Below are 13,905 nucleotides of genomic sequence, written 5' to 3'. Positions count from 1 at the left end.
TTTGGAAGAGATCAACAACTATTAAAACAAAGAGCAAAAATCAAAACAAAAACAATGAAACTTAGAAGAAAAAATCACTCAAAATCTATATTGAATTAATCTCTTATTTTTGTCCTAAATAAGTCCACTTTCGTTTAAAGACTTACAGTACCGAAAATTAAATCAACTCTCTGTCAATCGCTATTTTTATAATACCAACACTATTTTTTGCACCAAGCTTGCTCATAATGTTCATACGATGGGTTTCTACTGTTTTAGGACTAATGAAGAGTTTTTCTGAAATTTGCTGCGTAGTCAATTCTTCAGAAATCGCCACCAAAACGTCATGCTCTCTACGTGTCAATTTGATGTTAAGTCCATTGTTAGTTCTAGGTCTTTCTTTTTGATTAATAAGCCGTTCTTTAATATCTTTTTGAAGATAGAGTTCTCCAGACAATACTTTTTTTAAAGCTTGCAACAGTTCTATTTTGTCTGTATTTTTCAATAAATATCCTGAAACACCTATTTTCAGCATGCGTTTTACATAAGATATATCTTCAAAATTTGTTAACGCGATAATTTTTAACTCTGGATATATTTTTAGGAGTTTTTTACTTAAATCGATTCCGTTAATATCTGGTAAATTAATATCTAATAATAATACATCTGGTAACTGTTTAGATAAGCCATCTAGCGTTTCTTGAGCGTTTTTATACGTTGCTATTATTTTTATTTCTTTCGTATTACAGAGCATGCTTTTGATGCCTTGCAGTACCAATACATGATCGTCTGTTATGGAAATTTTAGTTATCATTTAGTTTTTTAGTATCAATTTCAAATGTATACGAAGTTCCTCTGTCATTAGAAATAAAATCTACAGATGCATGTAAGTATTGAATTCTCGATTCAATATTGCTCAAGCCAATTCCTTTTGTTGAAACTTCGTTCTTATCAAAGCCTTTTCCGTCATCTTCGACAGTAACTTGCAACGAATCGTTTTGAAAACTTATCTGTACATCAATTTCTGTAGCTTCCGCATGTTTTAAGCTATTGGTAATTAATTCTTGAACAATTCTAAAGATATTAATTTCTGCTTTTTGAGGCAACGAAAGTTCATTTCCTAAGACTTGAAAATTAATATTTGTAGTATTCACAGTATCCATATCAGTACAATAGTTTTCTATAGCTTCCGTCAGACTAAAATTTTCTAAGGATGGCGGCACTAAATTATGAGAAATGGCTCTTACCTGTTTGCAAGAATCATCAATCATAGTGATGGCTTCTTTAATGACCTTATTATTCATCTCTAACAAGGATGATAACTTGTATTTTATGGTTGATAAGTCACCATTTACACCATCATGCAACTCTTTTGCAATTCGGAAACGTTCTTTTTCTTCTCCTTCAATCAGTGCTTCCAAAGATTTTATTTGATACTCACGTTTTAATGCAATGATTTCTTGATTCTTTCGTTTTTGGCGCTGCCTATATATGAACCATAATAAGAGACAAACTAATAATAGAAAAGCACTAATACCGATAAGATAATTCATTCGTGTTCCTTGCTTTTGAAGCTGAAGATTCTGTTCAAAAATCTCTCGCTCTTTTTTTGCAGTTTCAAACTGTTCTTGAAGTAAATTAATAGATTTAATATTTTCTTGAATGTATATACTGTCTTTATATGAAGTATATTTTTCGTGAAATTTAAGCGCTTCTTTCGTGTTATTCTGTTTTACATTGGTACGATACAATTCAAAATATAAATCCTTTGCTGATAACTTATTTTCTATATCAAATTGCAACCCTTCATTCAGAATTAGTTCACTTTTTTCATACTCTCCTAATTCAAAATAAGCTTCCCCTAAACTAGAAAGTGTTTTAATAAATTCTGATTCAAAATCATTCTTTTTTTGGATTTCATACGCGATGTTTAAAAAAGGCAAGGCTTCTTTAAATTGTTTTTGTTCTATAGCAATCACACCTAAATGAAAATTTGCAATCGCGACACCAAATTCACTATTTGAACTTTTGTATACTTCTAGCGCTTTTTCATAATTTTCTTTTGCTTCAGTATAGTTTTCTTTATTCTTATAAGAGGAACCTAAACCGTTATACACATCTCCCAATTGCTCATCAGTAACATTGATTCTTTTGTAAAGTGCAAGCGCTTTTTCAAACGATTTTATAGCTTCATCATACTTTTCAAGATCGTTATACACCAGTCCAATACTGTTTATAGTATTTCCAACCATGTTATCATTATGGACAGTTTCAGCAATGGCATTTGCTTTGTAAAACTCCTTTAGACTTTCTTCTAAATCACCTTTTTGAGAGTAAATGACACCTTTTTCATAGTGTGCAAAAAGAATGTTAACCGTATCATTTACTTTTTCAACATACTCTTGATAGGCACTTAAGCTATGAATCGCTTTTTGATATTCACCCGAAATTCTAAAAAGTACAGAGTACTGAAAATTACTTAATGCAATTTTTCTAGGCATTTTCAACCGCTGATACGAAGTCATTGCAGTATCCATGTGAGTCATCGCTTTTTGCAAATCACTCAATTTTAAAGCCCAAGCCAATTCATAATGTGTATTTGCTACAATAGTGTCATTTTTAGTGTTTTTAACAACACTATACATACTGTCAATTACCTGATTTTGACTAGTTAAAGCATGACAAACGAGACATACCAAAAATGTTATATATAATTTCAAAACAAAGCTGATTTTTGTTCTAAGTTAACGATCTTATTGATTCTTTAAAAAAACAGCTACTTATTTCTTTATTAATTGTCCAGATTTTAAAATTTGATTTTCATCTTGAAGTGTATAGAGATATACTCCATTTTGCAAGTTTGAAATAGCTATGTTCGAATTAAAATCTATGTTTTTTTCTTGTATAAAAGCACCTTTTATGTCGTAAATAGAAAGCTTCACATTTTTATATATTTCCGTATATTTTGCATCAAGTTTAAATTGGATATAGTTTGAAGCTGGATTTGGATATACTTTAAAATCAATTTCCAAATCATTTTCTGCAACACTCAAAGCATCTTTGCAAACACCATCTGCTCCAGCATTATAAATGGCTTGTACCTCCGTATTGGTTAACGCTCGGTTGTACAACATCAATTCATCTACTTCTCCATGGAAATAAAAATCAAAATCATTTGGACCACTGGTTGGATTGTGATATTGTGCGCCAATAGTAAATGATAATCCTGTTGAACTTGCAGGCGGATTGGAAAATGTACTTTGATTAAATAAAAAACCATCTACATAAAGTGTATGTGTATTCCCTTGTCGTACGTACACATAGTGATGATAGAAAGAATCTTCAAAAGCAGGACCATTCAAAATGATATTGTCGCCGTTGCTATCTTCAAAAATAAATTCTGTGACATCAAATTCAAAGCGCATCAAAAATACTGCTGGTGCATCATTCGGGATATAGCCTGCTCCTTTACAAAACACCACTTGATGTGGATTGGCATATCCAATTCTTCGTACCCAAGCCATTACCGTCATATCGCCTGTAGTATCTAATTCAGGACTGTCAAAAACTAATGCTATGTCATCTATTCCATCAAAAAACAATGCTTCATCTACCATGCCTGTTGTATAACTAACTCCATTGAAAGGTATTGCATGGTTGTCATCTATTTTATCTAAAGTGGTCATATCTCCTGTCCACCAACTTACCATACCTGATGGCGGTGTTTCACATTGAGAAAACGAATGTTGTTGACTACAAATCGTAATCAATACAATAAGTAATATTCTTTTCATATCTAATAGATTTTAGCTTGGTTCATCACTATATGGATCAGTTTCTGAAAATATGCAGGTAGCCACTATGCTTACTTGAGAAACATTTTCGTTGGAATCTTCAAACTCATATATTAATGAGTATGTTCCTGGTTCTGAGGTTCTAAATGAAGTGTAAATAGTCGTAATAGTTGCATTGTTTTGCGTTGCAGCAGTTTCTTCATAATAATACACTTCTGCTCCTGCGCTATTTTTTACAGTTACCGAACCTCTAATGATCGTAGAAGCATCTGTAGCATTTGCTTGTAGAATGAGATAATCTGGAGAATCCATTCCTCCATCTGTGTAAAAAGTAGCATTTTCATTGGGTGTAATAATTGTAATTTCAGGAGCTGCAAGATCTTCTGGATTTATTTCTATAACATCATCTGTTTTACATTTAAAACTGCATAAACTCACAAATAATAGTAGTGCAACAATCTTAGTAGAAAGGATAGATTTCATAACTTAAACATTTAAAAATTAAATATTTGCAAGTTAAATTCAGCTCCAAGAAAATTGATAAGGGTATTCTCTGAATACATATAATTCAGGGAATACCCTTAGTTTTTTGATGTCTATTTTAAATGATTTATTGTGAACTTTGAAGTTGATTCATCCTAAAGCATATTAACCATTTTCGTCATACATAGCTTTGTCGTCATAGTAATTTGCAATTACTGCAAATATGATTCCTGCAACCTGTGATAAAATAAAAAATAACATACTTTAAAGATACGAAATACAGGAAAGAAAAAGTATTGCATTCCATAAAAAAAGCGAACCGAAGTTCTCTCTATTTTTTATCCAACCTTACAGTCACAAGATACTTTATTATTATTAGAAACGCACTTGCCTGAATATAAAGTACAGGTCTCGGCTCGATTTGTTAGTAAAAAACATGTAATTCCTATTGTACCACAAATAATACTTTCTTCAATATTTTTGCCGCCGCCTGTTACCATATTGATCTGTTGTAAATCCGTAATGGTTTGTTTAACTGTAAACTTTTAAGATGTTGTTTTTTCATATTTGTCATTTTTCATGATTAATCACCTCAAAATACTACAAATAACTTTACAAACACATAGATTAATAGTCGTAATTCTACAAATACAACCTTCAATTGAAAGACTCTTAAAATCATTTAGATGTCAATATAAAAAGCTAATAACTTTGATCTTAGCTTCTGTTATTCCATTATAAAGTATCGTTTTATTTTAAATAGTCATTGTATCTTTACTTTATTAATTACCAATCATTACATTTATAACTACATAAAGAAAAACAACTATCATTGATTGTTGGAATATCTATCGTTGGAATATCAATACTAGGACAAAAATCTACAGACCATTGACAAGATTCATCCCAAGATTTACCACATAAATTGATTCTTGAAGGTATATCATCCCCTACTGGATCTGCCGTCACATTGTTTCCTTGATTTGCAGCTCCACCAGATACGTAGTAACGGTTCAGTTTTGAAATTGATTTTTTGTTAAGTGCTAATGATTTCAAACTCTTTTTTTTCATGGTTGGTTTTATTTAGATTATATATTTTCCGCAAATTTATCATCAAAACATATGAAGACAATAACGTAAACACCACAAAATCAATATGATAATTCTCCTTTTTTTATTTTTACACATGTAAAAACATCATTAATATTTGATTTTTCAGCAACAAAAAAAGCACTGGAATCCAGTACTTTTATTTATTCATTTTATTCTAAAATAACTTTTAGGAAGCATGTTGCAACCGCCTAAAGAATTTATTTTAGTTTCTAAGTGTTCCCATAGATTTCTAGCTTCTAATTGAGCTACGGAATAATCTCTTCCCGAGGTGTCAAAAACTTCACTTTCTGCGTGACTTTTGTTTGCTACCTTGTCTCTACAATGTGCTTTCATAATATAATTAGCCAGGTATTCTATAGCTAATTCGCGTACTTGTCTACCTACATCACTCGCATGATCTGCTCCTGCTCCAAACCAAGAATTCTAAGTAGCTTGGTTTATCAATAATCTAAACACTGGAATTTGAGTTTCTGTTTTAAACATTTGGTTATAAAGATCATCACCATGCGTGATATAACGTTGTGCAGAAATAAAATTCGCCAGCGCATGTCCCGCTTTTCTTTCTAGTTTTACTGGAATATTGACTGTTCGTAGACACATTCTTAAAAATCCTGTAGTTCCCCAACATCCTCCAGTTCGTTTTTTAATTCCATCTGCAGGTCTTGTAATATCTATAGTTCCATTGATAACTTTTTCTATTGGAGGAAATCCACGGTATTGCCATTGATTGAATATACTATCAGCATCCCAACCACCAGAAAAATGTGTTAATTGTCGACACCAATCTACCAAACGACACACTGTTTGCAAATGATTACTTCCTATTAAATCATTAGATTCGAGAAATTGATACACTTTAAAAGGATCTCCTGGAGAGACAAAGCCCAACTCAAACGGAATATAATATGCATTTATACTATTGTTCCATCGTAATAAATGACGACTATCAAAAAGTAATCTTTTTTCTTCTGAATTTAACCGTCTTACAGACCAGTTGACTCGCTCATCAGCTTCTATTACTAAGGATTGTGCTACAAAAGCCAAGTAGTAATTCCAAGCTGTAACTCTGCTCATATTTGTAGAGGCATTTTTGTTTCCTGTTGGTGTAGAGCTTAATGCTGGTATTTTAGAAACACCTGTATTTCTATTGCGCAATACAATGAAATAGTAGTTTTTAAGTTCATTCTTTTCTGTAGAAGACCAATTTTGATACTTATGAAGTGCACCATTTGGCAATTCAAAATTGATAAAATCTTGAATATAACTACGTCTGTTCAACCAATGATCTAATGTAAATCTTGGTTCTAAATATCCTCCTTCTTCTTCCCCAACAGGTTCAAAACCCCATGTTGAAAGTCTTTTTCTGCTGTGATCGTAAGACATTGGTGTTTCTTTACGCAATAAATTAGTGATATAAGTACTTTCTTTTACTGATAAATCTGTAATAGTATCTGCGCCACCTGACTCATAATATACATTTATAGATGTTGATCAATATGTGTTTTGGAAAACAGCATATTTATTGATCTTTTTTCGCGCCATTACTATTCATTTTCTCCAACAGGTTCAGCGTTAAGTGTAGATAATCGTTTTCTACTATGATCATACGATATTGGCTTTTCGTTTCGTAATAAATCAATCACATACGAAGCTTCTTCTATTCCTAGATTTCTGATAGAACCTGCGCCACCTCCTTGATAATAAACTGCAACAGTCGTTTCACCTCCTATGTTGTGAAATACTGGATAATGCGTAACTCGTTTTCGTGCCATAATGTTAGTTTTTTGGTTATATATTAGCACAAAGGTCTTGTGAAACAAGATTTTTTAAAGATATAAAACACTAAAAATCAATAGAGTAATTCCCATTTTTTGATTTTATATAAAACTAGTTGGCGAGTCATTAATATTTTACAAATAATCCGTGTTGCATTTGGAGTGTTAGTAAGCGAAGAATATCATAGAAATAGCTATCGTTAAAAGTGTTGATATTTTCAGAGTATGCTGCATCAATAAATTCTTGATCGTTTGAACTAAGTGTCGCTACGGCAAAACAACCTACAAACGCACTTGTTTTTTTAGTTCTATACGTTTTCCCGCCTAAGGTATAGCCATCCGTTACATTGGAAATTCCTAATTTTTGGATAAATCCATTGACTGTCTTACAGTATTTTTTGGCGCATTCGTCTCCATACCAAACGTAATCTTTGGCAATTCGCCACGGTGTTCTGGCAGCATCATAGTAATAGTTTTTTCCACCGAATTTTGCCCAACTTACATTATCTGCTGGCGTGGATCCGTCCGCTTTACACCAATCTGGCACCAAACCTGTTTCTGCATTCCAACTTTTGAATAAAATATCGTAACATTTGTCACTTACCTTGTTCCAGAAATCGTCGTTGGTTACTTCACCAAACACTTTAAAATACGCAGGTGCAAAATAGGAAGGGTTTGTCGTCATACTTCCGCCACACGCGTCTCCAGCTTTTAATACATACGTTTCTGGCTCAACCATGTGTTTTTTGATTAATCCTACGTTTTTTTTGGCTTCCGCCAGATACGAATCATCTCCAATGAATTTGTGTGCTAGCAATAAACTATAAGCTACATCAACATCCACGTCCGTGGCAGCGTTTTCTCCAGCCATTTTTCCTGTAGCATCAATTTTCCAATTCATCAATCCATTTGCATCTAAATGCGCATTATAATATTTACGAAACGCATCAAAAGTGACTTTATCTTTCACCATGGCAGAAATTAACAATCCATAACCAATTCCTTCACTTACTATATGTGACATATCGTCAAATAAAATACGTTTTGCGCCTTCTGAACAACCATCGGAAGTTACATATTTTTGTTTCCAAATAGCTTAGGTATCTGATATGCGATGCGCTTCCAGATTGCTTGGAAGTGTTCCGTATTCATAAGAGTTTTGAGAGTTTGTAGTGCAGTTAATAAAAAGTAAAAAAGTGATGAGTAAGGTTGGTATCATTATTTTCATAAACTAAAAATAACATATTTTTTGTGACGAATCCTTTTTTGAAAAAATATGTTTAAAAATGTACAATCTTGAATCATATTTCTATATCGTTATAACGATTTTTGATTTTTTTTTTGTAAAAACTGTAACAGATTTCAATTTTTACATTCCTTAAGAAAAATCAAAAAATGAAAACATACATCTTCTTATTCACTTTAGTATTCTCAATATTTAGTATTGGTCAAACCAAACAAGAATATTTACAAAAAAACCGTCACGATTTACACAAAAAAACATTTCAATTTCCGCAAAAAGGTTTTAAAATTCTTGGTTTTGGTGCATATCATGGAAGTGTAAAAACAGAAGATACCGAATTGAATTTGTTATCATCGTTACACCGATCACAAACGATTTCTTATTATTTACCAGAAACTGATTATAGCATTGGACATTATTTTGATCAGTTTTTACAAACTGGAGATACCATTTTATTGAAAGTTCTAATTATTCATTATGGCACCAATGTTCCGCAAGAACGCAGTATTTCTATGTATAAAAAGTGGAAAAGGTTAAAAGAAATGAATGATGAATTGCCAAAAAATAAGAAGATGAAAGTTGTTGGTATTGATATTTTGACAACCTACAAATATCCTTCAAAACATTTGATTGATTTGTTAGACAGAAAACTAATTCAATCGGAAGCATTGACAGAATTACAGCAAATGGTCAAGTTAGACACCACTGATTATTCTCCGCGGTATAACAGTTATGCGAAAGGTGTTTTAAAACGTTTTGTCGCCGATGTAGAAACCAAGTCAGAAACATATCAGAAAGCCGTGAAAGATAAAGCTAGTTGGGATCATATTATAAAAAATATCAAAGTAACGTTTACAGATTTTAGCCGTTTGCGCGAACCTACGATTTATCAAAATTATTTGGATTTGAGTGAACGTCATGATTTTAAGAATAAAGCACAATATTTACGCATGGGCTTTTCGCATCTAGAAAAATCAAGAGAAGGTGAAAAAGGATATCCTTACTTTTTTACACGCTTGATTGAAAATAAAATTTATCCAAAAGAAGAAGTGATTGCTGTCATTGGTTATTTAACAAACAGTGAAGTTCTTTGGGATGAATTGTACGACGAGCAAGGCGAATACGAGGGCTTTACCACTGAGGCTGGCTTTGGAATTGGTGATTATGAGAAAGAGTATTTTAGAGGTATTGATAATTTGAAAAAGACCAAAATATCAGATCAAACATTATTTCGTTTGAACGCTGAAAACACACCATATTCTGGTCATATGCCCGATTTGATTGACGTGATTATGACAGAATCAAAATCAAATAGTGAAGCTGTAAAAGGAATGTCTACAACTGATTTTGTCGATTATGCCATTTTGATTTCAGATTCTCGCGCAAGCAAGCCTATTTTTGAAATGAAAGACTAAGCTTTCAAATCAATTTCTTTGATGTTTTTGATACGATTGCGTTCTAAGAAGGCATCAATAGTTTCAAAATGCTCAATTACACGTTTGTCTTTAAACTCAAATACTTTTTGTGATAATCCTTGTAAGAAGTCACGATCATGTGAAACTAAAATTAAAGTTCCATCAAAGGCTTTTAACGCGTCTTTTAAGACATCTTTGGAACGCAGGTCCAAATGGTTAGTTGGCTCATCCAGAATCAGCAAGTTTACAGGTTCTAAGAGAAGTTTCACCATTGCCAAACGTGTTTTTTCTCCTCCAGAAAGCACACTTACTTTTTTATCAATATCATCTCCTTTAAACATGAATTGCCCTAAAATATTTTTGATTTGAGTACGAATGTCTCCTTTAGCAACTTCATCAACGGTTTGAAAAATTGTCAAATTTGGATCGAGTAAAGAGGCTTGATTTTGAGCAAAATACCCCACTTTTACATTGTGCCCTAATGTGCATTTTCCTTCGTGTTCAATTTCGCCTAAAATGGATTTGATCATAGTAGATTTCCCTTCTCCATTTCGTCCGACAAACGATACTTTTTCACCGCGTGCAATTGAGAAACTCGCATCTTTAAAAACTACATGATCGTCGTAACTTTTCGATAATTCTTCTACGATGACTGGATAGTCTCCAGAACGTGGCGCTGGTGGAAATTTTAGTTTTAATGCAGAATTATCCACCTCATCAATTTCAATGATTTGCAACTTCTCTAACATACGTACACGTGAAGCCACTTGATTAGTTTTGGAATATGTTCCTTTGAAACGCTCTATAAATGCTTGATTGTCTGCAATAAATTTTTGCTGCTCTTGATAGGCTTTTATTTGATGTGATCTACGATCAGCACGTAATTCTAAATAGTGCGAATAGTTGGCTTTGTAATCGTAAATACGTCCCATCGTAACTTCAATGGTACGATTGGTAATATTGTCAATAAATGCTCTATCATGCGAAATTACCATGACTGCATTCGCCTTGTTGATCAAGAAATCTTCCAACCAAATTACCGATTCAATATCAATATGGTTTGTTGGCTCATCAAGCAGAATTAAATCTGGTTTTTGCAATAAAATCTTTGCCAATTCAATTCGCATACGCCAACCTCCACTAAATTCGCTTGTCATGCGTTGGAAATCATCTTGCTTAAAACCCAATCCTTTCAAGGCTTTTTCTACTTCTGCATCATAGTTTATTTCTTCCAAAGCATAGTAACGTTCGCCCAATTCCGATACTTCTTCAATGATTTTCATGTACGCTTCACTTTCGTAGTCGGTACGTGTTTCTAATTGCTTGTTGAGTTCTTGCATACGATCGCGCATTTCAAAAATATGTTGAAATGCTTTTGAAGCCTCATCAAATACAGTACAATGATCCTCTGTCAGTAAATGCTGTGGTAAATAAGCAATTACCGTATCTTTTGGACAACTTACTTTTCCGCGTGTTGCATTTTGTTCGCCAGCAATAATCTTCATCATGGTAGATTTTCCTGCACCATTTTTTCCCATCAAGGCGATTTTATCATTTTCATTAATGACAAAATTTACATCACTAAATAAAGTCGTTCCGCTAAATTCTACGGCAATATTATCAACAGTAATCATGTTCTCTATTTTAAGATTGCGAAATTAAGAAAAAGCACCTAGCAAAACACATAAGTTTTGTTTTTTAAATTTTGTAGGACTTCGTATTTGAATTAATTTTAAAACTAAACTCATGATTATGAAAAAAATTGTTTTGTATTTACTTCTTTTGATGTTTATCAACTGTACTTCAAATACTAAAAAAGAAGCATCTGAAGTTGTTGAAAAGAAAACTTCTACAGCTAAAACGTCCATAAATGTTATCAATGGAATTCCGCAAGGAACTTTTGAATATGAGCTTTACTTTAGTGAACATAGTGGAAGGATGAAAAATAGACCTTGCATCTTAAAAATTTCAGGAACTGCAATTACGGTGTTACAAAAAGAAGGTTAAACAAACCTTACTGGAGAAGAACTCATCATAAAAGGAATTTTAATAAAACATAAATCGGGCAAGTGTATTATTGCTGATTGTGAAGCTGATGCACAAGTTGATGAATATGGCGGCTGTACAGACGGACCAGTTCCAATTGATTTGGAAAAGAAAGTTATAGAATGTTGTTAAAATCATCAATTCATTATAAGAACATAAGTTTTGCAAGAAGCATTCTATGTAGAAATATTGCCATTTTTTTATTTAAAAACGCTTGTTTCTTAAAAGAAAGCAGTAAATTTAAAGTATTTTTCTTACCTTTAGAATCGTAGTTTCTTCCTTTAAACACAATTTCAATAGTATTTAAAACGAGAAAAGTATGTATGGTTATCAAAGTAGCACCGCTGAAAAACGGCATGAGTCATTTTTTCCAAAGAGAACTTCTTCTTTAGAATTAATCGATAATCGATCTCAAAGTGCTATCCAGCGAAAGCTACAAAACACTTCTTCTTCTGATAAGGTAATTCAATTAGGGCCTAACAAAAGACACAAAAATAATAATAAGAAGAAGAAGAAAAAAGATCCGTTTGCAAGACCCTCATTTACTGCTGACTCTAAAAAGAGTGCTATACTATTTCATAACACATTTAGCAAACACAATTTTAAATTCAATTTAGACAAACCAAATTTAAAAGGAGCAAATGCCGCACAACCACATCGTTTAGCATGGAAAGATATTGCACTCTTAACCAAGAAACATGATCAAGGTAATGATTCTAGCGGGTTTAATAGCATGACACAATCATTCCTTAGTGCTGGTAAAAAAAGAATTACAAGAATAGAAAGACGCTTAAATAAATACAAAAAAGAAGGGTATTCAAAAAGGCTTATTGATTTAACTAAGAAATTATTAAAACGTGCTGTAGGCTCTCATAATAGTTTTGAGACAGCATTAAATAATTACAATGGAAATCCTACACAAACCAATTTGACTGCTTTTTTAAAACAAGCCAATAGTTTTCATGCCAATGTTCCTGATTACGGTCCACATTTTGGAGTAAATCAGCCAGTGAGTGCTGCAATGCACTTAAATTTTAGAAGAAGTAGAACTAGAAAAAGAACACCTACAGGAAAACGTGGTCGCTCTCCTAGTCCAATGAGTCGTACAATCCTAGAAAAGTTAAGTAAGAGTCATGTCTCTTCTGGTATTGCTGTAGATAGTAAAGGTAGAATCATTACAACTTCAGGAAAAGTCATTAGTGTTTCTTCTTTAAGTGATGAAGTAAAAGCTCATATTTCAAAATTTAAAAAGAAGCGAATCAATAGCTTTAATTCAAAGGCATCTTTTGGTTCTCCATATGTAAAACGTTAATTTCTACGTATTTTTAACAACAGATTAATTAATCTCAAGACGATATTCATAAAGCATGCTCAAACCAACTTCTATTGTTCATGAAATATACCATGGTGATTCTCTTTCTTTTACAGAAAAAGAAATTCACTTTATTGAACAGAAGTATGAAAAGATTACTTTTTGTAAAGGAGATATTGTGCTTCATGCCAGTGAAAAAGTAGAGCACCAATATTTTGTTGCTGCTGGTTGTTTACGCACCTATTTAATTTCAAAGCCAGGCAAAGAACACACAATTCAATTTGCTATAAAAGGCTGGTGGATTAGTGATTATATTGCTTTTTTTAGTAATACCAAAGCTACATTATTTATTGAATGTATTGAAGATGCTACGCTTTATAAAGTTTCAAGTGATGATGTGGAGGCCATTTTTAATACTGTTCCTAAAACGGAACGATTTATTCGCAAAAAATTGCAGCGTTCTTTTGTAAGTTTCCAAAAGCGAATTCTTGCCAATTTATCACAAACCGCTAAAGAACGCTATATTAACTTTACACACGACTACCCAAACATTGAGCAATACGTTAAAAATTATCATATTGCTTCCTATCTCGGTATTACTACAGAAAGCTTGAGTCGTATTCGAAAAGAAATCGCACAAGAGCATTCTTAACATATATCAATTTTTTTCTACATACTTACACCTATCTTTGCGTATTAAACTTTTCCCCTATGAAGTATATAATGAGTGCATTGGCCATTATTG

At 32.5% G+C, this 13,905-nt stretch carries 14 protein-coding genes; 4 read left to right on the top strand and 10 right to left on the bottom strand.

Annotated elements, in window-relative coordinates:
• Positions 1–157 precede the first annotated feature (157 nt).
• The 9 genes from MK119_RS13215 to MK119_RS13175 form a co-directional block, all read right to left on the bottom strand.
• Positions 158–793, bottom strand: coding sequence for a response regulator transcription factor (locus MK119_RS13215; RefSeq protein ID WP_290679616.1), 636 nt, complete (start codon positions 791–793; stop codon positions 158–160).
• Complete coding sequence (locus tag MK119_RS13210; protein ID WP_290679614.1) at positions 783–2,699, bottom strand: sensor histidine kinase; 1,917 nt, start codon at positions 2,697–2,699, stop codon at positions 783–785. Before MK119_RS13210 ends, MK119_RS13215 begins: the two co-directional genes overlap by 11 nt.
• A gap of 60 nt (positions 2,700–2,759) precedes the next feature.
• Positions 2,760–3,773 (bottom strand): LamG-like jellyroll fold domain-containing protein, encoded by a 1,014-nt coding sequence (locus MK119_RS13205; protein ID WP_290679612.1) that lies wholly within the window; start codon positions 3,771–3,773, stop codon positions 2,760–2,762.
• A gap of 12 nt (positions 3,774–3,785) precedes the next feature.
• Positions 3,786–4,256, bottom strand: coding sequence for a hypothetical protein (locus tag MK119_RS13200; protein WP_290679610.1), 471 nt, complete (start codon positions 4,254–4,256; stop codon positions 3,786–3,788).
• A gap of 786 nt (positions 4,257–5,042) precedes the next feature.
• Positions 5,043–5,327: a hypothetical protein gene (locus tag MK119_RS13195; protein ID WP_290679607.1), complete on the bottom strand. Its 285-nt coding sequence runs from the start codon at positions 5,325–5,327 to the stop codon at positions 5,043–5,045.
• A 186-nt stretch (positions 5,328–5,513) separates the two neighbouring features.
• Positions 5,514–5,702: a hypothetical protein gene (locus MK119_RS13190; RefSeq protein ID WP_290679605.1), complete on the bottom strand. Its 189-nt coding sequence runs from the start codon at positions 5,700–5,702 to the stop codon at positions 5,514–5,516.
• A gap of 90 nt (positions 5,703–5,792) precedes the next feature.
• A complete protein-coding gene (locus MK119_RS13185) occupies positions 5,793–6,752 on the bottom strand; it encodes a hypothetical protein (protein ID WP_290679603.1) in 960 nt (319 codons plus the stop codon).
• A 161-nt stretch (positions 6,753–6,913) separates the two neighbouring features.
• The gene (locus MK119_RS13180; RefSeq protein ID WP_290679601.1) at positions 6,914–7,141 is read right to left on the bottom strand and encodes a hypothetical protein; all 228 of its coding nucleotides are present in this window, start codon (positions 7,139–7,141) and stop codon (positions 6,914–6,916) included.
• Positions 7,142–7,271: 130 nt separating this feature from the next.
• Positions 7,272–8,237: a glycosyl hydrolase family 8 gene (locus MK119_RS13175; RefSeq protein ID WP_290679623.1), complete on the bottom strand. Its 966-nt coding sequence runs from the start codon at positions 8,235–8,237 to the stop codon at positions 7,272–7,274.
• 302 nt (positions 8,238–8,539) lie between these two features.
• On the opposite strand from MK119_RS13175, the gene MK119_RS13170 reads away from it, so the two are divergent.
• Positions 8,540–9,802, top strand: a complete 1,263-nt coding sequence (locus tag MK119_RS13170) for a hypothetical protein (protein ID WP_290679597.1) — start codon at positions 8,540–8,542, stop codon at positions 9,800–9,802.
• Here MK119_RS13170 and MK119_RS13165 read toward each other — a convergent pair.
• Entirely contained in the window at positions 9,799–11,436 is a 1,638-nt protein-coding gene (locus MK119_RS13165; RefSeq protein ID WP_290679594.1) for an ABC-F family ATP-binding cassette domain-containing protein, read from the bottom strand. The genes MK119_RS13170 and MK119_RS13165 overlap by 4 nt on opposite strands.
• A gap of 118 nt (positions 11,437–11,554) precedes the next feature.
• Between MK119_RS13165 and MK119_RS13160 the strand changes: the two genes are divergently transcribed.
• The 3 genes from MK119_RS13160 to MK119_RS13150 all read left to right on the top strand — a co-directional run bounded on the left by MK119_RS13160 (position 11,555) and on the right by MK119_RS13150 (position 13,812).
• Positions 11,555–11,809, top strand: coding sequence for a hypothetical protein (locus MK119_RS13160; protein WP_290679591.1), 255 nt, complete (start codon positions 11,555–11,557; stop codon positions 11,807–11,809).
• Between the two features lie 358 nt (positions 11,810–12,167).
• The gene (locus MK119_RS13155; protein ID WP_290679588.1) at positions 12,168–13,160 is read left to right on the top strand and encodes a hypothetical protein; all 993 of its coding nucleotides are present in this window, start codon (positions 12,168–12,170) and stop codon (positions 13,158–13,160) included.
• 55 nt (positions 13,161–13,215) lie between these two features.
• On the top strand, positions 13,216–13,812 hold the full coding sequence (locus MK119_RS13150; RefSeq protein ID WP_290679586.1) for a Crp/Fnr family transcriptional regulator: 597 nt from the start codon (positions 13,216–13,218) through the stop codon (positions 13,810–13,812).
• Positions 13,813–13,905: the final 93 nt, after the last annotated feature.

It is taken from the genome of Kordia sp. (genome assembly GCF_022447245.1).
Classification (GTDB): Bacteria; Bacteroidota; Bacteroidia; order Flavobacteriales; family Flavobacteriaceae; genus Kordia.
Note: the sequence above shows the minus strand (reverse complement) of the source record. Positions and strands in the feature narration are given on the sequence as shown.

Bases quoted from the DNA above. Each gene is read 5' to 3' on its own strand.
- MK119_RS13215 (WP_290679616.1), bottom strand. From the start codon at position 793: ATGATAACTAAAATTTCCATAACAGACGATCATGTATTGGTACTGCAA.
- MK119_RS13205 (WP_290679612.1), bottom strand. From the start codon at position 3,773: ATGAAAAGAATATTACTTATTGTATTGATTACGATTTGTAGTCAACAA.
- MK119_RS13200 (WP_290679610.1), bottom strand. From the start codon at position 4,256: ATGAAATCTATCCTTTCTACTAAGATTGTTGCACTACTATTATTTGTG.
- MK119_RS13195 (WP_290679607.1), bottom strand. From the start codon at position 5,327: ATGAAAAAAAAGAGTTTGAAATCATTAGCACTTAACAAAAAATCAATT.
- MK119_RS13190 (WP_290679605.1), bottom strand. From the start codon at position 5,702: ATGAAAGCACATTGTAGAGACAAGGTAGCAAACAAAAGTCACGCAGAA.
- MK119_RS13185 (WP_290679603.1), bottom strand. From the start codon at position 6,752: ATGTCTTACGATCACAGCAGAAAAAGACTTTCAACATGGGGTTTTGAA.
- MK119_RS13180 (WP_290679601.1), bottom strand. From the start codon at position 7,141: ATGGCACGAAAACGAGTTACGCATTATCCAGTATTTCACAACATAGGA.
- MK119_RS13170 (WP_290679597.1), top strand. From the start codon at position 8,540: ATGAAAACATACATCTTCTTATTCACTTTAGTATTCTCAATATTTAGT.
- MK119_RS13165 (WP_290679594.1), bottom strand. From the start codon at position 11,436: ATGATTACTGTTGATAATATTGCCGTAGAATTTAGCGGAACGACTTTA.
- MK119_RS13160 (WP_290679591.1), top strand. From the start codon at position 11,555: ATGAAAAAAATTGTTTTGTATTTACTTCTTTTGATGTTTATCAACTGT.
- MK119_RS13155 (WP_290679588.1), top strand. From the start codon at position 12,168: ATGTATGGTTATCAAAGTAGCACCGCTGAAAAACGGCATGAGTCATTT.
- MK119_RS13150 (WP_290679586.1), top strand. From the start codon at position 13,216: ATGCTCAAACCAACTTCTATTGTTCATGAAATATACCATGGTGATTCT.